Origin of the sequence: Streptomyces sp. NBC_01717, from assembly GCF_036248255.1 — a bacterium.
In the GTDB taxonomy this organism is placed as follows: Bacteria; Actinomycetota; Actinomycetes; order Streptomycetales; family Streptomycetaceae; genus Streptomyces.
This window is the reverse complement of record NZ_CP109178.1, coordinates 1,505,739-1,529,174: the sequence shown is the minus strand read 5'-3', so window position 1 is coordinate 1,529,174 and position 23,436 is coordinate 1,505,739. Positions and strand designations below refer to the sequence as shown.

Genomic DNA, 23,436 nt, shown 5'->3' with positions numbered 1-23,436 from the left:
GCAGCGAGCGTACGACAGGACGGGGAACCAACAAACAGTCTGGACGGACTGTATGTGACGGGTCTATCGTCCGGCGCATGCTTGCCGTAGACCTGGTTCGCCGCGGTGCCGCGCGTTTCGCAGGACGTACCGCCGTGCATTTCGAAAACCGTTCCCTCACCTACGCGGAGGTCGACGAGGCCGCCAACCGCCTGGCCCACGTCCTCGCGGGACTGGGCGTCGGCCGTGGCGACCGGGTCGGGCTGCTCCTCGGCAACGGCCTGTGGTCCATCTCCGTCGACTTCGCCTGCCTGAAGGCCGGGGCTGCCCGCGTCCCCCTCAACGGCCGCCTCTCCGCCCCCGAACACACCCGCATGCTCCAGGACACCGGCGTGACCCTCCTGGTGTACGGGCCGGAACTTGCCGAGCGTGCGCTCGAACTCGGCGCCGCCGTACCGGGGCTGGCGTTGGCATGCCTCGGCAGCCCCGGTACGGCCGGCCACCTCGACCTGCTGGCGGCCATGCGTGAGGCGAGCCCCGCAGACCCGATGCTGCCTGCGGCGGCGGACGACGTGATCCTGATCCTCTACACGTCCGGCACCACCGGAACCCTCAAAGCCGCGCAGCACACGCAGGCCAGCTATGCCGCGATCAGCGCGAACATCCTGTCCAACCTCGTCTCACCCGGCCGCGACGACGTGATGCTGCACGCCGCATCGCTCATCCACGCCAGCGGCACCTTCGTGCTGCCCTACTGGGTACGGGGTGGCGCCTCCGTCGTCCTCGGCGGCTTCGACCCGGACGAGTACCTGGCGGCCATCGCCCGCTACGGGGTGACCGCGGTCAACCTCGTCCCCACCATGCTCGGCATGCTCTTCGCCGACGGGAACGCCGAGCGTGCCGACCTCGCCCGCCTGCATACCGTCGTCTACGGGGCCAGTCCGATGCCGCGCCCGCTCATCGAGCACGCACTGGACGCCTGGGGCCCCAAGTTCGTCCAGTACTTCGGACAGACCGAGGCGCCGCTGTGTCTGACCGTGCTCGACAAGGACGACCATGCCGAGGGCGGTGAACTGCTCGGCGCCGCCGGACACCCGGTGGTCGACGCGCGACTCGTCGTCACCGACGAGGACGGCGCCCCGGTCGCACCGGGCGGGATCGGAGAGGTCCGGGTCAAGGCACCGTTCGCCATGGCCGGGTACTACGACGCGCCCGAACTGACCGCCGAGAGCCTCACCGGCGACGGCTGGATCCGCACCAGGGATCTCGCGCGCTTCGACGACCGCGGCTACCTTCACCTCGTCGACCGCAGCAGCGACATGATCATCACGGGCGGCTACAACGTCTACCCGCGAGAGGTCGAGGACGCCCTCGCGAGCCACCCCGCGGTCGGGCAGTGCGCTGTTGTCGGCGCCCCCGACGCCACCTGGGTCGAGGCCGTCACCGCCTTCGTCACGCTGCGGCCCGGGGGCGCGGTCTCCGAAGCGGCCCTGCGCGATCACGTGCGCGCGCGGCTGGCCGGCTACAAGGTTCCCAAGACCGTGCACTTCGTCGAGACCATCCCGTACTCGCCGGTCGGAAAGATCCTCCGCCGGGCCCTGCGCGACCCCCTGTGGGAGGGAAAATGACGACCGAACACCCCGCCGTACGGATCGAGCGCGACGGCCCCGTCCTCACGGTGATTCTCAGCCGCCCCGAGGTCCGCAACGCCGTCGACGGACCGACCGCCGATCAACTCGCGGACGCTTTCCGTGAGTTCGAGTCCGACCCGGACGCGTCTGTCGCCGTCCTGTGGGGCGAGGGCGGCACCTTCTGCGCCGGAGCGGACCTCAAGGGCATCGGCACGGAACGCGGCAACAAGGTCCACGCCGAGGGCGACGGGCCCATGGGACCCACCCGGATGCGGCTGAGTAAACCGGTCATCGCCGCGGTCTCCGGACACGCGGTGGCCGGCGGCCTGGAACTCGCCGTCTGGTGCGATCTGCGGGTCGCCGAGGAGGACGCGGTCTTCGGTGTCTTCTGCCGCCGCTGGGGCGTGCCTCTGGTGGACGGCGGCACGGTGCGGCTGCCGCGCCTGATCGGTGAGAGCCGCGCGATGGACCTGATCCTCACCGGCCGCCCGGTGCCGGCGACGGAGGCGTACGCCATCGGACTCGCCAACCGGCTCGTGCCGACCGGTGAAGCACGTCGCGCGGCGGAGCAACTCGCCCGGGAGATCGCCGCGTTCCCCCAACTGTGTCTGCGTCACGACAGGCTCTCCGTCCGCGAACAGCACGGCCTCTCCGAGCCGGACGCCCTGGCGGCAGAGTACCGGCACGGCCTGGTTCCGCTGACCGGGGGGGAAACCCAGGCCGGGGCAGACCGGTTCGGCGGCGGTGCGGGCCGCCACGGGTCGTTCGACGAGTGAGCCGAAACCCGGCTGACACCGGAAACGGGCTCGTCCTACGCTCGCCGGATGACGACACCCAGGTACCGGGACAAGCCCCGCCCCGGCGACCGTATCGCCGTCATCTCCCCGTCCTCCGGGCTTCCCGGGATTCTTCCTCTGCCCTACGAGTTGGGACTGCGCAGACTCCGCGACGAGTTCGGGCTCGAAGCGGTGGAGTATCCGACGACGCGCACCATGGGGTCGACCCCGGCCGAGCGGGCCGCCGACATCCACGCGGCGTTCGCCGACCCGGAGATCAAGGCCGTGATCGCCAGCATCGGTGGTGACGACCAGATCACCGTCCTCCCGCACCTGGACCGTGGGCTCCTGCGCGCCAATCCCAAGCCGTTCTTCGGGTACAGCGACAACACCAACCTGCTGGCCCTCCTCCGGAACCTGGGCATCGTGGGCTACCACGGCGGGTCGGTGATGGTCGAACTCGGACGCCCCGGTGCGATGCACCCTCTGACCGCAGACTCCTTGCGAGCGGCCCTCTTCACCCGTGGCACCTACGAACTGACTCCTGCCAAGGAGACCGACCACGTCAACCGCCGCTGGGAGGACCCCCGGACCTTCGACTCCGAGCCCGAGATGCGACCCGCCGACGACTGGGTCTGGCACAACGCCGACCGGGTCGTCGAAGGGCCCGGCTGGGGAGGCAACCTGGAGATCCTGGGGTGGCTGCTCATGGCCGACCGCGAGATCCGGCCGGTCGGCGACTACGCGGGCAGCGTGCTCTTCCTGGAGACGTCCGAGGAGATGCCCCCTGCCGACGAGGTCTACCGGATTCTGCGGAACATGGGGGAGCGCGGGCTCCTGCAGCAGTTCCCCGCGCTGATCATGGGGCGGGCGAAGTGCTGGTCGTTCGCGCAGCCGCTCGGCGCCGAGGAGGGAGACCGGTACCGCGCGGAGCAACGGCAGGCGGTTCTGCGCGCGTTGAGCGAGTACGCCCCCGACACGATGGCCGTCCTCGACGTCGACCTCGGCCACACGGACCCGCAGGTGGTGATCCCGTACGGCGGGAACATCCGGGTCGACGGGACCGCCCGCCGTATCGTCGTGACCTACTGAGAACCCGCCTGCCGGTGGGCTCCTGCTGCGTCGGCGAAGTATGCCGAAGGCGTCGTTCCCACCGCGCGGCGGAACATCGCTGTGAACGCACTGGGTGTCGCGTCGTCCGAGCAGCTGGGGATCGGCATCGATCCCGCTCTGCACAACCGCCTCGACACTCTCTACTGCACGTTCCGCTTCCTCGGCATCGCGGTCGGCTCGCTCGTCGGAACAGTCGCCTGGACGGGCGGCGGCTGGTCCGCGGTGGCCGGAGCGGGTGTCGCCGCCATGGCAGCCGGGCCGATCGTCGCTGTCCTGCCGGCGCGTCGCTGTTCGGTTCGACCACATGTCGTGTGCCCGGAAATGGGGTGCAGGACATGAGGGCGCCATACGTACGCTTGAACTGAACGCGCGCGTCTGCGCGACGGGGTGGCCCACCAGTTGGCGAGCGTGACAGCGGGGTCGAGCGGGTCGGCGGCACCCCGATCAGGCCGGTGCCGGCCGACGTCGCCACGGGCCGCCGTTACTGTCACACATTCCGATGCTGATACCGGCACGGAATGAGTCGTCGGTCCCGTTGAGTGCCTCGCATCTCGCTGTGTCGGCCGGGCGGTTGGCGGACGGAGCGACTGGAGCCCTGTGCCCGGGTCCACGGCGTACCGTGCAGCTGACAGCATTGCTCGCCTTGCAATGGGACGATGTTGACGCCTGAGCCGGTGAACTCGCCAAAAATTCTGCCCACTTCACCATGCGGAGGACATTGCGCCGTGTGTGGCAATGGGACCCCTCATGCAGATCATCAGATTCTTGACCACGATGACCACCCTCATTGGCGGACGAATTACCGGTCGGCCCGCTCAAGAATCCGGTGTCACCCCGAGATTCGCGTCATCGACTTCAAGTGAATGACGCACCTGGATGCGTACGTTCGGGTGGTCTGTACGCCCGAAGTCCGTGACGAATCGTGACGCCATAACGGTCACCTCGTAACTTTGGTGACAATGACGGAGGTTCGGACTCCGGCCTCTCCGGCACCCCCTCGGGCGCCCGTGTCAGCCGTTCGGCTTCCGTCGGATCCATTCCATCCCATCCCACACCGACTCCATGAGATGTGACCAAGTGAAACGTAGGCGATTGTGGACAGGGCTCGCCGCAGCGGCCGTGGTTGGCGCCGGGGCGGCAGTCTGGGCGATCTTGTCCCAGCCGGCCGCCACCTCGGAATCCGAGGCCAAATCTGCGTCCCGGACCGTCGCGGAGGCGCAGGCGCTTCTGAATGCCGGCCTTATGCAGTCGCAGTACCAGGATTATTCCGGGGCGGCCACCAGCTTCAAGCGGGTGGTGGCCATGGATCCGCGCAACAAAATCGCCTGGTACAACCTGGGCGTCATCGCGCAGCGCGACGGCAAGAAGGCTGATGCTCGCGCAGCCTATGACAAGGCGTTGAAGATCGATCCGTCGTTCGACTCCGCCCTTTTCAACGAGGCGCTATTGCTCAAGTCGAGCGAGCCCGACCGCTCCATCAAACTCCTCAAGCGTGTCGTCGCCCACAACTCGAAGGCCTCCACGGCCTACCTGCACCTCGGGGAGGCCCTGGCGAAGAAAGGCCGCGACGACGAGGCCCAGGACGCATTCGGCCGCGCCGTTGCGGCCGACCCCAAGCTGCTCTCCTTCGTACCGGAACCATTCCAGGATTCCGCAAGCCCATCACCGTCAACTAGCCAAGCAGGTAATACCGAATGACGTCGACTGCGACACCGAGGTTCTCCGTCTTCACCCCCAGCCACAGGCCGCGATTCCTCGATGAGTGCCTGACCACCTTGCAGGCACAGACCTGTTCGGACTGGGAGTGGATCGTCCTTCTCAACAACGGCGCCCGCTGGCGTCCGGAGTTCCCCGATGAGCGTGTCCGCGTGGAGATCGCGGACGACGTCCACGGTGTCGGGGCCGCCAAACGAAGGGCCTGTGAACTGGCACGAGGGGAGATCCTCGTGGAGCTCGACCACGACGACCTTCTGGCGAAGGCGTGCCTGGCGGAGCTCGCCAAGGCGTTCGACGCCAATCCCGAGGCCGTTTTCGTGTACAGCAACACCGCGCAGATCACCCAGGACGGCGGGCGGGACGAGAGCCGCTTCAACAAGGAGCACGGCTGGCAGTACGAGGATGTGAGCGTCGACCGCCGTCGGCTGCTGCAGGCTGTGTCCATGGCTCCGACGCCGCACAACGTCTCGTACATCTGGTACGCGCCCAACCACGTTCGGGCGTTCCGCAAGGATGTCTACGAGAAGGTCGGCGGATACGACGCCACCCGTACGGTCCTGGACGACCAGGACCTGATGTGCCGTCTCTTCCAGGCCGGCGACTTCCACCACATCCCTCGCTGCCTGTACCTGCAGCGGATCCATCCCGCGAACACGCAGCGCGATCCGGAGATCAACGCACACATCCAGCGTGAGACGGTCGCCCTGTACGACAAGTACATCGAGGCCAATGCCCTGGCCTGGACCCAGCGCCGCGGATTGTTCGCGCTGGACCTCGGCGCAGCCCACCGGAAGCCGCCCGGCTACCTGGGCGTGGACCAGTATCCGGGAGAGGGCGTCGACATCGTCGCGACCCTGCCCGGGAAGCTCGACCTGCCCGACGGCTCCGTCGGCCTGCTGCGGGCGGTGGACTTCCTCGAGCATGTGCCCGCGAAGGTGCCGCTGATCAACGAGCTGTACCGGCTGCTGGCGCCCGGGGGCATGCTCCTCACCATGACCCCCAGCTCCGACGGCCGCGGCGCGTACCAGGATCCGACACACGTCTCCTTCTACAACGAGAATTCCTTCTGGTACTACACGGACAACCAGTACCGGACATTCGTACCCGAGATCGAGGCCCGGTTCCAGAACTCGCGCCTGGTCACCTACTACCCGACCGACTGGCACTCCAAGAACAACATCTCCTACGTCGTGGCGAACCTCATCGCGGTGAAGGACGGCGCCGCACGGTGCGGCGGACTCCTGAAGGTCTAGGACGTCCGAGGACATGTCCGAGGCGCCCGGCGGGAGCTGAGAGCTCCCGCCGGGCGCCTCTTTGCCGTTCGGAGCGGTCGGGCGGGACGTGAATGCTCTCCTGATGGCCGGGCCGTGCACTTGCTGTTCGGGAACTCGGCCCGGCACTTCGACAGGACCGGGTCCTGCGTGGGGATGCGGCCGGCGGGACTTCTCGCCGAGCAACACGGCCGCGGCCGCGCTCGAGCCGGTCGCCGGGCGGACGTACTACGAGCGCCATCCACGCCACTCAGGGCCGCGGCATCTTGCCGGCAGGCAGGGCCTGTTCGCGCTGGTGCTGACGTGTGCGGCCGTCGCACGAAAAGCAGACGGTGCCCCGAGGCGAAGCCTCGGGGCACCGTCACTTACTCCCGAGTGAAGCGGGCAGCCGGTACCGCACCGCCGCTCACATGGGGTTATGCCTCGAAGTGGCAGATCGCGAAGGAGGTGAGCGAGTCGGTGATGAGGCCGACGGTGGCGGAGGTCTGCCAACCGGTGGCAGGGCCGCTACCGGTGAACACCGGCGCATTCTGCGTGACATTGATGGTGACGGCGTCGGAGTTGTATCCGCCACCGACAGCAACGTCGCCCGGGCTGCACAGGGCGGTCGACTCGACCCCCAGGACGCCGGTCGCGACGTTGCCGGTCACGACGTAGGTGTCAAGTGATGTTGTGCCCTGGGGGCCCTGGACGCCCTGGAGGCCCGGGGGGCCCTGGACGCCCTGGCCGCCGGTAGTGCCGATGGGGCCCTGCGGACCGACGGGGCCCGTCGCACCTGTTGCGCCCTGCGTACCTGTTGCGCCCGGCGCGCCCTGGGCGCCGTTGGCACCGTCGGTGCCGTCCACGCCCGGGATGCCCTGCGGACCGAGGGCGCCCTGCGGGCCCTGGGCACCGTTGGTGCCGTTGAGACCGTTGGCGCCGTTGGCGCCCTGGGCACCGTTGGTGCCGTTGAGACCGTTGGCGCCGTTGGCGCCCTGGGCACCGTTGGTGCCGTTGAGACCGTTGGCGCCGTTGGCGCCCTGGGCACCGTCGGTGCCATTGAGACCGTTGAGACCGTTGGCGCCCTGGGGGCCCGTGCCGCCCTGTGCGCCCTGGGCGCCGTCGAGGCCATCGGCACCGTCGGCACCCTGTGCGCCGTCCAGGCCGTCGGTGCCGTCGGTGCCGTCCACGCCCGGGACGCCCTGCGCGCCCGTGCCGCCCTGGGGGCCCGTGCCGCCCTGTGCGCCCTGGGCGCCGTCGAGGCCATCGGCACCGTCGGCACCCTGTGCGCCGTCCAGGCCGTCGGTGCCGTCGGTGCCGTCCACGCCCGGGACGCCCTGCGCGCCCGTGCCGCCCTGGGGGCCCGTGCCGCCCTGTGCGCCCTGGGCGCCGTCGAGGCCATCGGCACCGTCGGCACCCTGTGCGCCGTCCAGGCCGTCGGTGCCGTCGGTGCCGTCCACGCCCGGGACGCCCTGCGCGCCCGTGCCGCCCTGGGCGCCCGTGCCGCCCTGGGGGCCCGTGCCGCCCTGGGGGCCCGTGCCGCCCTGGGCGCCGTCCACGCCGTCGGTGCCGTCCACGCCCGGGTCACCCTGGGGGCCCTGGGCGCCGTCCACGCCGTCCACGCCGTCCAAGCCGTCCAGGCCCGGGACGCCCTGGACGCCCTGGAACCCCTGGGGGCCCTGGGGGCCCATGGGGCCACCGACGCCACCGGAGGGGCCCTGAGTACCCTGCGGGCCCTGGGTGCCCACGCCCGGCACACCCTGCGCGCCCTGCACGCCGTCCACGCCGTCCTCGCCCGGCACACCCTGGGGTCCCTGCGGGCCTACCTGTCCCCGCGGTCCCTGCGGGCCTCCTTGGCCCCGCGGTCCCTGCGGGCCACGGTCGCCGTCGCGGCCGTCGCGGCCGTCGTGGTCGTTGTCACGGTCGGCACTGGTGGCGCCGTTCGGGCCCGGCAGCCCCGTGCTGTGCCCGGTGCCGGACCTGTGGATCGCGTCGGCGATCGCCACCGTGCTCGGGACAACATTGAGCACAAGAGCAAGGGTGCCCGCAGAAACCAGGGTTGCGGTTTTGATGCGGGAGCTTCGGATCGTTTTACGGCTCACCTAGGGAACCTTCCTCACGGAACTTGGAGTGACCACACCGCGTGCGGGCGCACTCGATAAGCGCGGTTTATTTGCATGCGCGTCACGTCGCTGACAGCCACGGACACAGGCATCCTTCACACTCAGTGATTGAACGTGTGCGGACAGTTCCGTGTCGTGAGTGAAGATCACCCAAAGGGCGGTCAAGTGCTGTAGACACCATCTTCCTGTCCTATCTATGGACCTGATGAGGCGGAACTGTCGGCCTCCGCCGTCGGGCGTGGCGATCTGCAGTCCGCCCTTGGTGCAGGTCGCGTGGGTGTTGCTGCACCGGTGGGCGCACTCGATTCCCCGTGCACGGCGGATGCCGCGCTGCACGGTTCGCCGAGAGGAGATGTCCTTCACGACGCCACCGGAACGCGGCAGCCGGTGTCTGTCGCGGGCCCGCACTCGAACGGCGGCGCGGAACGGGCATGTGAGGTTCTGTGGCCTCCCGACGACTTCCGGTGCCGTAGCGCTTGGCAAGAGCGAAGTGTGCAAAAGATCGACTCCGGCTGCGAGCGGGACGGCGGAGAAGTGGTTCTGGATCACGTTCCGTACCGCGATCGCAGGTTCGCTTGCCGCGTGGCTTTCCTGCGCGGGGGGTAGCGTCTTCTGTCGGTGATGTTTGGTCCGACCACATGTCGTGTGTGACATAGTGGGATGAAGAGCTAGGCAGGGGGTGAACGATGCCCGTCGAGTGGCAACCCGTACGGCAGTCCCGTACGCATGAGCTCGTGCTCCAGAGCATCGAGGAGCGGGTGTTCGCCGGAGAGCTCAAGGCCGGGGACCGGCTGCCGCCCGAGCGGGAGCTCGCGCCGGTTCTCGGAGTCAGCAGGTCCGCCCTGCGTGAGGCGCTGCGGGTGCTGGAGACGATCGGAGTCCTCGTCGCCCAACCCGGTCGTGGCCCGGACGCCGGGGCGCGGATCGTACGTAACCCCGACGGCGCCCTCGGCCGGCTGCTGCGACTGCACTTCGCCCTCGGCAGCTACAGCCTGGAGGACGTCCTGGAGGCGCGCGTCGTGCTGGAGCGGTCCAGCTTCGAGGCGGCGGCCACGCACGCTTCCGCGGAGGACCTCGACGAGGCGGAGCAGTTGCTCGTACGGATGGCGGAACCGGATGTCGGTGTGGCCGAGTTCAACGATCTGGACACCCGGTTCCACGTCCAGATCGCCCGCAGTTCCGGCAATGACCTGACCTCCACACTCACCTCCGCCGTACGCGAGTCCGTGCGCCCGCTGATCCTGCGCGCACTGGAGGAGGCCGAGGACTGGCCGGCGGCGGCGGCCGGACTCAACGCCGAGCACACCGAACTCCTGCGGTTGGTGCGCGCGGGCAAGGGAGCGAAGGCGGCCGGTCTGGCCGAGCGGCACATCCGCAGCCTGCACGGCACGCTGGTGGACGAGAAGTCGTAGCCGCAACACGACAGCAATCAAGGGGACGGCGCGAACGCGTGCCGTCCCCGCGGCATATCCTGCCCCTCTTCACGTTCCGGTTCACGTTCCGGACCGAGGCTAGTATGGTCCGACCATACAAAGGCCAGAGAAACGATCGGAGAGGCCCCATGCGTATCGGACTCTTCGCCACCTGTCTGGGAGACACGCTCTTTCCCGAGGCGGTGAAATCCACCGCGGTGCTGCTCGCCCGCCTGGGGCACGAGGTGGTGTTCCCGCCGGAGCAGACCTGCTGCGGCCAGATGCACGTCAATACCGGCTACCAGCGCGAGCCCGTCCCGCTCGTGCGGAACTTCGCCGAGCAGTTCGGCGACGCGTCGATCGACGCCGTCGTCATGCCCTCGGGGTCCTGCGCCGGATCGGTCCGCCATCAGCACGAGATCATCGCCGAGCGGTACGGGGACGCGGCGCTGCGCGCGGGCGTCGCCACGGTCAAGTCCAAGACCTACGAGCTGTCGGAGTTCCTCGTCGACGTCCTGGGCGTCACCGGCGTCGGCGCGTACTTCCCGCACCGCGTCACGTACCACCCCACCTGTCACTCCTTGCGCATGTTGCGCGTGGGTGAGAAGCCCCTGAAGCTGCTGCGGGCCGTCGACTCCATCGACCTCGTCGAGCTTCCGGAAGCCGACTCCTGCTGCGGGTTCGGCGGCACCTTCGCCGTGAAGAACGCCGAGACGTCGACCGCGATGCTTCAGGACAAGATGCGCAACATCACCTCCACCGGGGCGGCCGTGTGCACCGCGGGCGACTCGTCCTGTCTGATGCACATCGGCGGCGGACTCTCCCGTATCGCATCCGGCACCCAAACCCTGCACCTCGCGCAGATCCTCTCCTCCACCCGCACCTCGCCGTACGTCCTGACGGAGGCCGTCCGATGAGCAGCACCTTTCTCGGCATGCCCGCCGCCCCGCCCCGCTCTCCCTACGGGACGGGCAATCTGCGCGGCGACCGGAAGTTCCCCGCGGCCGCCCACGACGAACTGGGCAACGAGCAGCTGCGCCGCAACCTCGGCAAGGCCACCCGTACCATCCGCGCCAAACGCCTCAACGTCACCGCTGAACTGCCCGATTGGGAGCAGCTGCGCGATGCCGGCTCGGCCATCAAGACCGACACCATGAACCGGCTCCCCGAACTCCTGGAGCAGCTGGAGCGGAAGGTCACCGAGCGCGGTGGCACCGTCCACTGGGCGCGCGACGGCGTCGAGGCCAACGAGATCGTCGCGCGGCTCGTCCGCGCGACCGGATCGAAGGAGGTCATCAAGGTCAAGTCGATGGCCACCCAGGAGATCGGCCTCAACGAGCACCTCGAATCGATCGGCATCACCCCGTACGAGACGGACCTCGCCGAGCTCATCGTGCAGCTCGCCCACGACAAGCCGTCGCACATCCTGGTGCCCGCGATCCATCGCAACCGCGACGAGATCCGGCAGATCTTCCTCAAGGAGATCCCCGGTGTGGATCCGCGGCTCGACAACGTACCCGCCCATCTCGCCGCCGCGGCCCGCGCCTATCTGCGCGAGAAGTTCATGACGACGAAGGTTGCGGTCTCGGGAGCCAACTTCGGGATCGCCGAGACCGGCACCCTGTCCGTCGTCGAGTCCGAGGGCAACGGCCGGATGTGCCTGACCCTGCCCGACACCCTGATCACCGTCATGGGCATCGAGAAGGTGCTGCCGCGCTATCAGGACCTCGAAGTCTTCCTGCAGTTGCTGCCGCGCTCGTCGACCGGGGAGAGGATGAACCCGTACACCTCCATGTGGACGGGGGTGACGCCCGGTGACGGTCCGCAGGACTTCCACCTGGTCCTCCTCGACAACGGACGCACGGCCGCGCTCGCCGACCGGATCGGGCGCGAGGCGCTCAACTGCATCCGGTGCTCGGCCTGTCTGAACGTCTGCCCGGTGTACGAACGCGCCGGCGGCCATGCGTACGGATCGACCTACCCCGGCCCGATCGGTGCGGTCCTCACCCCGCAGCTCGCCGGGATGCACGCCGCCAAGGACGACCCCAACAGCTCGCTGCCGTACGCCTCCAGTCTCTGCGGCGCCTGTTTCGACGCCTGCCCGGTCAAGATCGACATCCCGTCGCTGCTGGTCGAGCTGCGCCACCAGCACACCGAACAGTCCGGTACGACGGCGGAGAAGCTGGCCATGAAGGCGGCGGCCGGCGTGATGAGGAGGCCGAAGCTGTTCACGGCCGCGCAGAAGGCCGCGGGGCTGGGCCGGGTCCTTGCCGGGCGGGACGGGAAGATCTCGCACCTGCCGCCCCCGTTCAACGGGTGGAGCGACAGCCGTGACACCGCGGCGCCGCCGAAGCAGTCCTTCCGCGCTTGGCTGGCGTCGGACGAGGGCGCCGCGACCATGCGGGCCGCCGCCGAGGACGGCAGGAACCAGCAGCAGGAGGAGAAGTGACGACCGCTCGCGAAACGGTGCTCGGCCGGATCCGGGACGCCCTGGCTCTCGCACCTACCCCCGACACTGCCGTCCCGCGCGACTACCGGACCGGCCGCACGCTCCCCGACGACGAGCGCCTCGCGCTCTTCACCGACCGGCTCGTCGACTACAAGGCACAGGTGCACGCCTGCACCGGCGACCGCACCGCCGAAGTGATCGCGCAGGTCCTGCGGGAGCGTGGTGTCCGGAAGGTCGGGATTCCCGCAGGACTCGACGAGCGGTGGCTCGAGGCGTACGACGGGGAGGTCCAGCAGGACTGCGCCGACATTCCGGCGCCCCGGCTCGATGTGCTGGACGGTGTCGTCACCGGGTCGGCCGTCGGCTGCGCCGAGACCGGCACGATCTTCCTCGACGGCTCGCCCGACCAGGGGCGACGGGCGCTGTCGCTCGTCCCGGACCTGCACGTGTGCGTGGTGGATCTGTCGGCCGTCGAGGTGGGGGTGCCGGAGGCGGTGGGCCGGCTGGTGCCGGAGCGGCCGACGACGCTGATCAGCGGGCCGTCGGCCACCTCGGACATCGAGCTGGAGCGGGTCGAGGGCGTACACGGCCCGCGGTCGCTGGTGGTCGTGATCCGCATCGACGCGTAGGGCGGGGGCATCGTCCGCCGGACGGCCATGAAACCGTCCGGCGGACAGCTGGTCAGCGGTGCTCGACCTTCAGCGGTTCGAAGTCGATCCGGGTCGTCGCCCCGTCCTCCGCCCAGCCGACCTCGACCGTGTCACCGTCCACGTTCACCGCGCTCACCGCCGCCGCGAGCGCCGTGGCGTCCGGCTCCGCCGTCAGGGACGACAGGGACACCAGCAGGACTGTCCCCTCCGCGTCCGCGCCCAGCCGGGGCACCACCGCCCAGCGGGTGTACGCCGTGCCCTGCGGGGCCCGTACCTCGTCCGAAGTCTCCCAGCCGTGCAGTCCGTGCAGCGCGGACCGTACGGCGTCGTCCGGGCCGGTCGCCCAGCCCGTCTGCTCGACCCGTGCCCCGGCCGGCGCGCCCAGCACCCGGTGCGCCCGCAGCTCGTACCTCCCGCGGACCACCGTGACGCTCTCGACCCGCAGCCCCGGCACCATCGGCGCACCCGACGTGAAGACCGGACGGTGCCAGGACGCGGCCCAGCCCCAGCCGTCACCCTGTCCGGCGCCCAGCGCGCGGATGCTGCGGCGGCCGCTGCGCGCCCCCGCGACGACCACGGCCAGATGGTTGTCCGCCGCGTTCACCTTCGACGTGGGGCCGGTCACCGTGGAGTACGACTGGCGGCTGTACAGCGGATCGTCCTGCACGCCCGACTCGCCCTCGTGCGGCCGGACATGGTCACTGCCGTGGTTGTGCAGCCGTACGATGCCGTCCGCCCGGGTGGACTGGATCAGCAGACCGGGCGCGGGCAGCGCCAGCACCCGGTCGGGGCCCTCACTGGGCGCGGGTTCCTCCGTCGCGGTCCACAGCGGATGGCTCTCCGAGGCCAGCAGCGAGACGAACGCCTTGGACGCCCAGTACGGGGACGCGGGGCCGGAGTAGTGCTGCAGCGTCGCCTCGTGCGGGCCGTGCCAGCCCAGGCTCAGCAGCCCGTCCGTGCCCGTCGCACCGCGGTCCAGGAAGTAGCGCAGCGATCCGCTGATCACCCGCCGCGAGGCGCCGGGGGAGAGCGGGGTGTGCCCGGTGACGGCGCCCAGTGCGACCGCCGAACCGGCCGCGAAGCGGTAGGTCAGCGAGCGGCCGAAATGGATCGGCGCGCCGTCGCCGCCGAACAGCAGCGAGAAACTGTCCAGGTGTTCGCGCAACCGGGAGCCGTAGTGCGCGGACAGCTCGGGGTCGCCCGACAGATGCGCGTCCAGTACCGGGTACAGGTGTAGCGCCCAGCCGTTGTAGTGGTCGAAGGCGGCGCCGTCGCCGTCCGCGTACCAGCCCTGTCCTCGGTACCAGCCCTCCAGCAGGTCGAGCGCCCGCTCCTTCGCCCGGGTCGTCTCCGCGTCGCCGCGGCCGACCGACTCCAGGAACGCGGCCACGGAGTAGGGGAACAGGTACCAGTTGTTGGGTGCGGGGGTGTGCCGCAGCGCACCGCGCAGCCACTCCTCGGCCCGGTCCTGGACGCCGGGGTCGAGCCGGTCCCACAGCCAGGGGCGGGTCAGCCGCAGCCCGATGGCGACCGAGGCGGATTCGACCATGGGCTGGCCCTGGACATGGTGGTCGAGGATCCACGGCCAGGACTCCAGATCGTCCCGGCCGGGCGTCCGGGTACCGGCGGCGAGTCCGTCCGCGTACCGGTCGAGCCAGCCGTGCGGATCCTTCCCGTCCGCGCCCGCGACCCGGAACGCCGCCGCGAGGAACGTACGGGCGTAGCCCTCCAGGCCGTCCGAGCGCACCCCGGATCCGGACGGTCGGCCCGGCAGGTCCAGCAGCGCGCGCCCGGGTGTCGACCACTGCCACGCGGCCCGCAGCAGCCCGTCCGCCGCCGCCTCCCAGTGCGCCCGGGTGTAGCCGGTGTGCGGGCTCAGGTCTCGGTCGTCGGAGGGAAGTTCAAGGGGGGAGGTCATGCGAGGAATGCCAGCCTTTCGCGTCGTACGGGGTGGGCGAAACCGTCGCCCGCGGCCCAGCGGCCGATCTCGCGGACCGCCAGGTCGACCAGTCGCTGCCACTCGTTGCCCTGCGAGCCCGCGAGATGCGGAGTGATAAGGGCGTTGTCGCACTCCCACAGGGGGTGCGCGGACGGCAGCGTGTCGGGGTCGGTGACGTCGAGGATTGCGCGGATCCGGTCCTGCCGGAGTACGTCGGTGAGCGCGTCCTGGTCGACGACGGCGCCCCGCGAGGTGTTGATGAGCACACCGTCCGGGCGCATCGAGGTGAGGAGTTCACGACTGACGAGCCCGCGGGTGGCGGGCAGCAGCGGGGTGTGGACGCTCACCACATCGCTCTGCGCGAACAGCTCAGTGAGTTCGACCGGCCGGACACCCAGCTCGGCGGCGTCCGCCGTGGAGACGTAGGGATCGTGCAGCAGCACCCGCAGGTCGTACGGGCGCAGCAGCTCGATGACGCGCCGGCCGATCAACGAGGCGGACAGGATGCCCACGGTGCGGCCGTAGTTGCCGACCTCGGGCGAGGTCCGCAGCCAGTCGTCACGGCGCCGCTCGGCCCGGTAGTCGCGGGCCCGCTCCAGAGCCCGCTTGCCGGAGAGCAGGATCATCGCGACGGTGTACTCCGCGACCGGCAGCGCGTTGGCGGCGGCGGCCGAGGACACTTCGATGCCCCGGTCCCAGCAGGCCTCGGTGACGTGCCCGCGGACGGAGCCCGCCGTGTGCACGACGGCGCGCAGCCGGGGAGCCGCCGCCAGCACGACCTCGTCGAGCGGCGGGCAGCCCCAGCCGGTGACCAGGAGTTCGACGTCCGCGAGCGCGGCGCGGGCACGGTCGGTGGTGAAGTCGTCGAGGACGGGCAGTGGTGCGAGGGCGCACACCTCGGCGAGTGCGGCCAGAGATCGGGGGGCGAGGACGGCGGCCGCGGCATCCGGCTTCATGGCGACGACGGCGCGCGGCCGACGGGCTGCGGTGCGGGTGGTGCTGGACATCTTGCTCCTGGTACGGAAGTGGTCCGGGTGGCCCGGCTACTTGACGGCGCCCGCGGTGAGCCCCGACTTCCAGAACCGCTGGAGCAGTGCGAAGGCGAGGATCAGCGGGAGGACGGCGAGCAGCGAGCCCATGATCACGACGGGGTAGTACTCGGGGGACACGGTGGCGGAACTGTTCCAGGTGTAGAGCCCCAGACTGACCGGATACAGGTCCTGGTCGGAGAGCATCACCATCGGCAGGAAGAAGTTGTTCCAGATGGCGGTGAGCTGGAAGAGGAAGACGGTGACCAGGCCGGGTCCCAGCATCCGCAGCGCGACCCGGAAGTAGGTGGTCAGCTCGCCGGCGCCGTCCACACGCGCCGCTTCGAGCACTTCGTTCGGCACGTACCCCTGACTGAATATCCGGCCGAGATACACACCGAACGGATTGAAGAGCACCGGGATGAAGACCGACCAGAAGGTGTTGACCAGCCCGGTGCCGGACGCCATCAGATACAGCGGCAGGGCCAGCACCGTCTGCGGCACCATGACGGCGGCGAGGACCAGGCCGAACAGCTTCTCCTTGTGCGGGAAGCGGTACTTGTCGAAGGCGTAGCCGCAGGCGATGCTCACGAGGGCGCCCAGCGCGGCGCCGAGGACCGCGTACAGCAGGCTGTTCCCGTACCACCGGCCGTACAGTCCGCCGTCCATCGCGAACAGGTCCTTGAGGTTCTGTACGAAGGCGAAGTGGTTCAGCGACAGCACGTCGCTGCCGAACAGGGCGTCCCGGTCCTTCGACGCGGCGAGCACCAGCCACAGCACCGGCAGCAGCGTGTACAGAACCGAGATGCCCACCACGACCTGGACGACGGAGCGGCCGAGAAGCCGGGGCCGCAGTGTGGCGGCGGTACGGGTGGGGCTCGTCGCGCTCATCGGGCGTCCTCCTCGGGGGCGTTGGCGCGGTTGGTCCAGCGGGTGACGCCGTAGGAGAGGGCGATCGTGCAGATCAGCAGGACGACCGAGGCGGCAGCGGCCAGCCCGTAGTTGTTACGGGTGAACGCCGCGTCGTAGATGTACATGCTGGGCGAGAACCGCGAGTTGATCATCGGGGTGGACTGGCTGAGCAGCATCGGCTCGGTGAACAGCTGGAGCGCGAAGATCAGGGTGAACATCGCGACCATGACGATGGACGAGCGCACCAGCGGCGCCTTGACCTGGAGCGCGGTACGGACCGGTCCGGCCCCGTCGACGACCGAGGCCTCGATGACCTCGTGGGGCACGGCCTGCAGGGCGGCATAGAAGACCACCATGTTGTAGCCGAGATTGCTCCACAGGGCGATGTTCACCATGGACGGCACCACGGTGTGCACGCCCAGGAAGTCGATGGTGATGTCGGCGCTGCCGAGCAGGTCGATCACCGGGCTGAGCCCCGGTGTGTACAGATACAGCCAGATGACGGCGGCGATGATGCCGGGCACGGCGTGCGGCAGGAACAGGCCGAGCTGGGCCCAGGAGCGCAGCCGTACCACCCCGGAGTCCAGCAGCAGCGCCAGTGCGAGCGAGGCGATCACCAGCATCGGAATATAGATCAGGCAGTACAGGAAGACGGTGGCCAGGCTGCCGAGGAATGTCGGGTCGGTGAGCACGGCCGTATAGCTGCGCAGTCCGACGAAGACCGTGCGCTCCGGACCGAAGCCGAGCCCAGGCTGGTCGTCGCTGAAGAAGCTGAGCCAGACGGCCGTTCCGACGGGGATCAGGAAGACCGTGACGAGAAGTACGAAGAACGGTGTCATCAGGGCGCCGCAGGCACCGAGTTCACGGCGCCGGGCCGACCTGCGGGTGGAGCGCGCGGGCACGGCGGCCGACCGGGCGTTCGCCGGCCGCACAGGGGCGACCGTGGGGGTGGAAGCGGGGGTGGTCATGCGTCTCACCTGCCTCTCTGCTGCTGGGAATGGGGGGAAGGGGTGGCGAACGGTGTCAGCTGCTGCGCTCGGTGGTGGCGAGGCCGAGTGCCTTGAGGTCCGGCATGGTGCCCTGCTGGGCGGCGCGCACCGCGTCGATCAGCGAGCCCTGGCCGCCGCTCGCCCGGGCGAAGCCGTCCTGCATCACCTTTGCGGTGGCGGTCATCCGGGGTCCCCAGATCCAGCCGTCGCGGATCTTGTGTGCCTCCTCCTCGAACACCGTGTAGATGTCCTGGCCCGCGTAGTAGCTGCGGTCGAAGGCCTTGCGGCCGACGGCGACGAGACCGGGGGCGGCCGGATACTGGCTGCTGCTGCCACTGGAGAGCCGGGCCCGCAGTGCGTCCGGGTGCGACACCTGCCACTCGATGAACTCCAGGGCGGCCTCCGGGTGCCGGCTGTCCTTGGTGACCGCGAACGTGGAGCCGCCGTGGGTGCCGATCGCCGGTTTCGCCGGATCCCACTGGGGGAGCGGGGCCACGGCCCACTGGCCCTTCTGGGCGGGCCGGGCGTTCATCTGCGCCCCGGCGTCCCAGGCGCCGCTGAGCCGGACGAGGATCTGGCCGTTGCTGATCTGGGCGTCGCTCTGCCTGCTGTCCACGGCGTTCATGAAGACCAGGTCCTGGTCGATCAGCCGTTGCCAGTACGACGCGACGCGGCGGGTCGGCTCGTCGGCGAGCGACACGTTCCAGGCACCGTCCGAGGTGTCGAACCACTGGGCGCCAGCCTGCCAGGAGAGCGCCGCGAACTGCATGGCGCCGTCGGTGGCGAAGGTCGCCAGTCGCCGGTCCGGGGCCTGGCGGCGGACGGTCCGGGCCACTTCCTCGAACTCGTCCCAGGTGCGCGGCACTTCGAGACCGAACTGCTGGAACAGGTCGGTGCGGTAGTGCATCATCATCGGCTCGACGTCCAACGGCACGCTGAAGACACGCTTTTCGAAGGTGGTCAGCCCGAGCGCCTGCGGCAGCAGTTTGGCGCGCAGTCCGTCGCCGATCAGATCGGTGAGCTCCCGGGCGACACCGTCGATGGCGAAGCCGGGAACCTGGGGGTACTCGATGGTGGCGACGTCCGGCGCGTTGCCCGCCCGAAAGGCGTTGCTGAGCTTGGCGTAACCTCCCTGGCCCCCGGTGGGGATCTGCTGGAAGTCGACCTGGATGCGGTCGTGGGTGCGGTTGAACGCGTCCACGACCTCCTGGCTGCCGCGCAGGGCAGACCAGAAGGTGATGTGCGTGGCGCGCTTCGCGCCCTTGCTGCTGATGGTGCTGGTCTTGCTCGTGCTGCCCGACTTCGATGCGCCGTCACTGCTGCTGCAGGCGCTGAGCGCGCCCGTCAGCGGCAGGGCGGCGATCGAGGCGAGCACGGATCGACGGCTCTGTCGACCAGGCATGGGTGCCTCCCGCGGCTCCTGATTCGAGACACGGGAATCCTGATCGGCTGATCGGTACGGGTCAATAGATCGCTCAGAAGAAAATTAAAGCGGTCAAACGATCAGTCTTCGGGAATGGGAATCGGCTGTGCCGAACCGCGGATCTTCAGCGTGGGCAGCAATTCCGTCCTGCGCACCGGACCGGTTGCGCCGGCGGTCCCGGCCAGCCGGTACAGCAGCAACTCGGCCGCCGCCCGTCCGATCTCCGCCTTCGGTGGCGCCACCGCGGTCAGCGGCGTACTGCCCAGCGCGGCGACCACATCGTCGTACGCCACCACCGAGCAGTCCCGCGGCACCTGGACGCCGCCCTCCGCCAGTCGCTGCACCAGCATCAGCGCGTCCACATCGCCGTGCAGCACGGCTGCCGTGGCGCCCCGTTCGCGCAGCAGTGCGGCAAGGTCGACCGCCGTGGCGTCGCCGTCGGGATCGAAAGCGGGCGCGGCCTCGGCCGGTGCGCCGGGCGTCTGCGGACCGGGGCCGGGCACCGCCGCAGGCGAACTGAGCACCGTCGACCAGTCCTCCACCTCCGGACGGGCCGCCGCGATCTCGGCGAACGCCGTCCGGATGGTGCGCGCCGTCGGACTGTCGTCGCGGGCGGCCAGGACGATACGGCGGTGGCCCAGCGACACCAGATGGTCCACGGCCAGATGCGTCCCGTACCAGTGGTCGGAACAGACGGAGTCCAGGGCGTGCAGCGCACTGCCCGGCCGGGGCCGCCGCTCCATCAGCACGGTCGGCACCCCCACCTCCGCCAGCCAGCCGTAGTCCAGCTCCTCCGAGCCCGCGTTGCGCCACCGGGGGGCGATCAGCAGCCCGCGGGCCCCGTCCGCCAGCGCCCGTTCCACCAGCGGCCGTTCGGCACCTGCCGACTGCGGCGCGATGTGCAGGGCGATCCGCATCCCGGACTCCTCCAGCACGGTCCGGGCGCCGTGCAGCGTCTCGTACAGGTACGAATGCCGCTCCGGTACGACGAGGGCCACCGCGGCGCCGTCCCCGGCCGGCTCCTCGGTCCGCGCCGCCGGGACCGTGGTGGGTTCCGGCGCGTCGACCACCGGACGGGCCACCCCGTGTCCGCGCCGCAGCCTCCCCACCCGGGTCAGCTCCTCCACGTCCCGCCGGATCGTGACCACCGAGACATCCAGCTCGGCGGCGAGCACGCTGACCTTGACGGCACCCCGCGACTGCACCACCGACAGGATTCGCTGACGTCTGAGTTCAACCGGCTCCCGCATGCTGTTGCCCTCTCGCCGTACCGCTGGCGCACTGTTCGTTTGAACGCTTCGCGTGCGCGCTTTGGTCGCAGCATAACCATCACCCCCGCGCCGTCCATGGCGTCCGAGGGCTTCATGGCCTCCATGGCCGAAGATCGTCGCCCCATACGCCCCTCAGACACCGGGGCATCTTTGCGAGTCGCCCTCCCCGTGACGTGGGAGGCGCAGTGGTTCCCGACCCGGCGGACGGCCGGCACACCTCAGAGGCCGCTGGGGAAGGCCGGTGATGGAGTGAGCCGTGTGACCACACATCGGATGAGCCGGTGCAAAGCCGGGCGTTGAACAAGGGACTCGACCGCGGCCCGAAAATGGGTGCGACTACCATCTGTTCCTGGCATGGACACCCTCACACTCTGGCAACTGGCGGCGCTGGCCGCGGCATCCGCACTCGTAGGCTTCTCCAAGACGGCCGTCAGCGGTGCCAATACGATCAGTCTCGCGGTCTTCGCGGCCGTGCTCCCGGCCCGCGAGTCCACCGGGGTACTGCTCCCGATCCTCATCGCAGGCGATGTGCTCGCCGTCCTCACCTACCGCAGACACGCGCACTGGCCGACGCTGCTGCGGCTGTTCCCCGCCGTCGCCGTGGGCGTGGTGGCCGGCACGCTCTTCATGATGTGGGCCGACGACGACGCGGTGAGGACGTCGATCGGCGCGATTCTGCTCTTCATGGCGGGCGTCACCGTCTGGCGGCGCCGCTCGGGCGCCGAGGGCAAGGAGCCTCCGGAGGAGTCCGGCCGCCCGTCCCGGACGGGCCGGCTCAAGGCCCGTTCGTACGGAGTGCTCGGCGGCTTCACCACCATGGTCGCCAACGCGGGCGGCCCCGTGATGTCGCTCTATCTGCTCTCGGCCGGTTTCCGGAAGCTCGGATTCCTTGGCACGTCGGCGTGGTTCTTCCTGATCGTCAACACCTCCAAGGTGCCGTTCAGCGTGGGCCTCGGCCTCATCGACGCCCAGTCACTGCTGCTGGACGCCGCGATGCTGCTGTTCGTCATTCCCGGCGCCTATATCGGCCGCAAGTGCGTGGACCGGATCAACCAGAAGCTCTTCGAACGACTGGTGATCGGCGCGACCGTGCTCGGCGGCCTCCAGCTGCTCGTGGGCTGAGCGCACCCGGCGGCACGGCAAGGCCCTCCCGGATCCGAGGGTCCAGGAGGGCCTGAAGGGCACCCGAAGAGACCGCGACAGCCGTCGCGTCAGACGATGTCCGCCGCGATCTCCGCCTGCTCACGGGCGTTCCCGTACGCGGACGGCGTGCCGTACGAACGGCGCGCGACGAACCACCAGACGGTGGCCAGCACCAGTACCGCCACCAGTGCGATCGAGGCATAGTTCATCGAGTTGATGGTCACCGGCGACGACTGCGGAAGCAGGAACAGTACGGTCACGATCGCCACCCACACCACGGCGATCCAGCCGATCGGCTTCGACCAGCGGCCCAGGTGCCAGGGGCCGCGCTGGAAGCGGTCACCCGCACGCAGCTTCAGGAAGATCGGGATCGCATAGGCGGGCGTGATGCCGATGACATTGATCGCGGTCACCGCACCGTACGCGGTCGCGGAGTACAGGGACGGAAGCGCGAGCAGGCCGGCCACGACGACGGACAGCCACACCGCGTTCACGGGTGTCTGGGTGCGGGCGCTCACCTTGCGCCACAGCGCCGAACCGGGCAGCGCGTTGTCCCGGCTGAACGCGAACACCATCCGGCTGGCCGCGGCGACCTCGGCGTTGCCGCAGAACAGTTGGGCGGCGATCACGATCAGCAGCATGGCGGTGGCGCCCGAGGTGCCGAGCGCGTCGATCAGGATCTGGGCGGGCGGGACACCGGTGGCGGTGTCCTGGGTGCCCGCGTAGTCCTGGATCGCGAACGTCAGACCGGCGAGCAGCACGAACCCGGCGATCCAGGAGACCCAGATCGAGCGGACGATGCCGCGGGCCGCCGTCACCGAGGCGTTCGACGTCTCCTCCGACAGATGGGCGGAGGCGTCGTAACCGCAGAAGGTGTACTGCGCGAGGAGCAGACCGATCGCCGCCACATAGAGCGGGTTCTGCCATCCCGTGTCATTGACGAACTCGGTGAAGACGAACGACGGCGACTGGTGGTGCGAGGGGACGATCGCCAGCACGGCGACGATCACGGCGACACCGGCCAGATGCCACCACACGCTGATCGAGTTGAGAACGCTGACGAGGCGGACCCCGAAGAGGTTCAGCACGGCATGCACCAGCAGGATGCAGACAAAAATGATCATGGTGTGGCCGGGTGTCGGGTCGAAGCCCCACTGCAGGTTCATCAGCGCACCGGTGAACAGCGCGGCGCCGTAGTCGATGCCCGCGATGGCGCCGAGCAGGCCGAGTAGATTCAGCCAGCCGGTGTACCAGCCCCATTTGCGGCCACCGAGCCGGTCCGCCATGTAGTACAGCGCGCCGGACGTCGGGTATGCGCTGGTGACCTCGGCGAGCGCCATGCCGACGCAGAGCACGAACAGGCCGACGCCCGCCCAGCCCCACAGCATCACCGATGGTCCGCCGGTCGACATGCCGAAGCCGTACAGGGTCATGCAGCCGGACAGGATCGAGATGACGGAGAAGCTGATGGCGAAGTTGCCGAAGCCGCCCATGCGGCGGGCCAGCACCGGCTGGTAGCCGAGTTCGCGCAGCCGCTGCTCCTCGTCCTTCTGGGGGGTGGCCTCCGCGCCCGGCTGGGCCGAGGTGGATATGGACATGACAGGAACCTCCATGAGCGGGACGGGGATGGAT

General features: G+C 69.6%; 19 protein-coding genes. 11 read left to right on the top strand and 8 right to left on the bottom strand.

All coding sequences use genetic code 11. The features are described from left to right. Positions 1-77: 77 nt before the first annotated feature. From OHB49_RS07085 to OHB49_RS07060, 6 genes are all read left to right on the top strand, one after another. Complete coding sequence (locus tag OHB49_RS07085; RefSeq protein WP_329158821.1) at positions 78-1,607, top strand: AMP-binding protein; 1,530 nt, start codon at positions 78-80, stop codon at positions 1,605-1,607. Next, positions 1,604-2,386 (top strand): crotonase/enoyl-CoA hydratase family protein, encoded by a 783-nt coding sequence (locus OHB49_RS07080; RefSeq protein WP_329158819.1) that lies wholly within the window; start codon positions 1,604-1,606, stop codon positions 2,384-2,386. Before OHB49_RS07085 ends, OHB49_RS07080 begins: the two co-directional genes overlap by 4 nt. 48 nt (positions 2,387-2,434) lie before the next feature. Beyond that, positions 2,435-3,478 carry a S66 family peptidase gene (locus tag OHB49_RS07075; protein WP_329158818.1) on the top strand — a complete coding sequence of 348 codons (1,044 nt, stop codon included), beginning with the start codon at positions 2,435-2,437 and terminating at the stop codon, positions 3,476-3,478. An 81-nt stretch (positions 3,479-3,559) separates the two neighbouring features. Continuing rightward, positions 3,560-3,838: a hypothetical protein gene (locus tag OHB49_RS07070; RefSeq protein WP_329158817.1), complete on the top strand. Its 279-nt coding sequence runs from the start codon at positions 3,560-3,562 to the stop codon at positions 3,836-3,838. A 753-nt stretch (positions 3,839-4,591) separates the two neighbouring features. Then, positions 4,592-5,197, top strand: a complete 606-nt coding sequence (locus tag OHB49_RS07065) for a tetratricopeptide repeat protein (RefSeq protein ID WP_329158815.1) — start codon at positions 4,592-4,594, stop codon at positions 5,195-5,197. After that, a complete protein-coding gene (locus OHB49_RS07060) occupies positions 5,194-6,468 on the top strand; it encodes a glycosyltransferase (protein ID WP_329158813.1) in 1,275 nt (424 codons plus the stop codon). Before OHB49_RS07065 ends, OHB49_RS07060 begins: the two co-directional genes overlap by 4 nt. A 434-nt stretch (positions 6,469-6,902) precedes the next feature. On the opposite strand, the gene OHB49_RS07055 is transcribed toward OHB49_RS07060, so the two are convergent. Beyond that, positions 6,903-8,495 carry a collagen-like protein gene (locus OHB49_RS07055; RefSeq protein WP_329158811.1) on the bottom strand — a complete coding sequence of 531 codons (1,593 nt, stop codon included), beginning with the start codon at positions 8,493-8,495 and terminating at the stop codon, positions 6,903-6,905. A 779-nt stretch (positions 8,496-9,274) separates the two neighbouring features. On the opposite strand from OHB49_RS07055, the gene OHB49_RS07050 reads away from it, so the two are divergent. The 4 genes from OHB49_RS07050 to OHB49_RS07035 all read left to right on the top strand — a co-directional run bounded on the left by OHB49_RS07050 (position 9,275) and on the right by OHB49_RS07035 (position 13,078). Further along, entirely contained in the window at positions 9,275-10,000 is a 726-nt protein-coding gene (locus OHB49_RS07050; RefSeq protein ID WP_030973495.1) for a FadR/GntR family transcriptional regulator, read from the top strand. A 149-nt stretch (positions 10,001-10,149) separates the two neighbouring features. Then, a complete protein-coding gene (locus OHB49_RS07045; RefSeq protein WP_030973497.1) occupies positions 10,150-10,917 on the top strand; it encodes a (Fe-S)-binding protein in 768 nt (255 codons plus the stop codon). Then, complete coding sequence (locus tag OHB49_RS07040) at positions 10,914-12,449, top strand: LutB/LldF family L-lactate oxidation iron-sulfur protein (RefSeq protein ID WP_329158808.1); 1,536 nt, start codon at positions 10,914-10,916, stop codon at positions 12,447-12,449. The genes OHB49_RS07045 and OHB49_RS07040 overlap by 4 nt, the downstream gene beginning before the upstream one ends. Continuing rightward, the gene (locus tag OHB49_RS07035) at positions 12,446-13,078 is read left to right on the top strand and encodes a LutC/YkgG family protein (protein WP_329158806.1); all 633 of its coding nucleotides are present in this window, start codon (positions 12,446-12,448) and stop codon (positions 13,076-13,078) included. Before OHB49_RS07040 ends, OHB49_RS07035 begins: the two co-directional genes overlap by 4 nt. A 52-nt stretch (positions 13,079-13,130) precedes the next feature. On the opposite strand, the gene OHB49_RS07030 is transcribed toward OHB49_RS07035, so the two are convergent. The 6 genes from OHB49_RS07030 to OHB49_RS07005 all read right to left on the bottom strand — a co-directional run bounded on the left by OHB49_RS07030 (position 13,131) and on the right by OHB49_RS07005 (position 20,640). Then, entirely contained in the window at positions 13,131-15,017 is a 1,887-nt protein-coding gene (locus OHB49_RS07030) for a DUF2264 domain-containing protein (protein ID WP_329158804.1), read from the bottom strand. Beyond that, positions 15,014-16,045, bottom strand: coding sequence for a hydroxyacid dehydrogenase (locus OHB49_RS07025; protein WP_329158802.1), 1,032 nt, complete (start codon positions 16,043-16,045; stop codon positions 15,014-15,016). Before OHB49_RS07025 ends, OHB49_RS07030 begins: the two co-directional genes overlap by 4 nt. A gap of 36 nt (positions 16,046-16,081) precedes the next feature. Beyond that, positions 16,082-16,957, bottom strand: a complete 876-nt coding sequence (locus OHB49_RS07020; RefSeq protein WP_030973507.1) for a carbohydrate ABC transporter permease — start codon at positions 16,955-16,957, stop codon at positions 16,082-16,084. Beyond that, a complete protein-coding gene (locus OHB49_RS07015) occupies positions 16,954-17,946 on the bottom strand; it encodes a carbohydrate ABC transporter permease (protein ID WP_329158801.1) in 993 nt (330 codons plus the stop codon). Before OHB49_RS07015 ends, OHB49_RS07020 begins: the two co-directional genes overlap by 4 nt. 55 nt (positions 17,947-18,001) lie before the next feature. Further along, entirely contained in the window at positions 18,002-19,369 is a 1,368-nt protein-coding gene (locus OHB49_RS07010; RefSeq protein ID WP_329158799.1) for an ABC transporter substrate-binding protein, read from the bottom strand. A 101-nt stretch (positions 19,370-19,470) separates the two neighbouring features. Beyond that, entirely contained in the window at positions 19,471-20,640 is a 1,170-nt protein-coding gene (locus OHB49_RS07005) for a substrate-binding domain-containing protein (RefSeq protein ID WP_329158797.1), read from the bottom strand. A 375-nt stretch (positions 20,641-21,015) separates the two neighbouring features. Here OHB49_RS07005 and OHB49_RS07000 point away from each other — a divergent pair, with 375 nt between their 5' ends. After that, the gene (locus tag OHB49_RS07000) at positions 21,016-21,783 is read left to right on the top strand and encodes a sulfite exporter TauE/SafE family protein (protein WP_313940326.1); all 768 of its coding nucleotides are present in this window, start codon (positions 21,016-21,018) and stop codon (positions 21,781-21,783) included. Positions 21,784-21,872: 89 nt separating this feature from the next. On the opposite strand, the gene OHB49_RS06995 is transcribed toward OHB49_RS07000, so the two are convergent. Further along, positions 21,873-23,402 (bottom strand): amino acid permease, encoded by a 1,530-nt coding sequence (locus OHB49_RS06995; RefSeq protein ID WP_329158795.1) that lies wholly within the window; start codon positions 23,400-23,402, stop codon positions 21,873-21,875. Positions 23,403-23,436 lie beyond the last annotated feature (34 nt).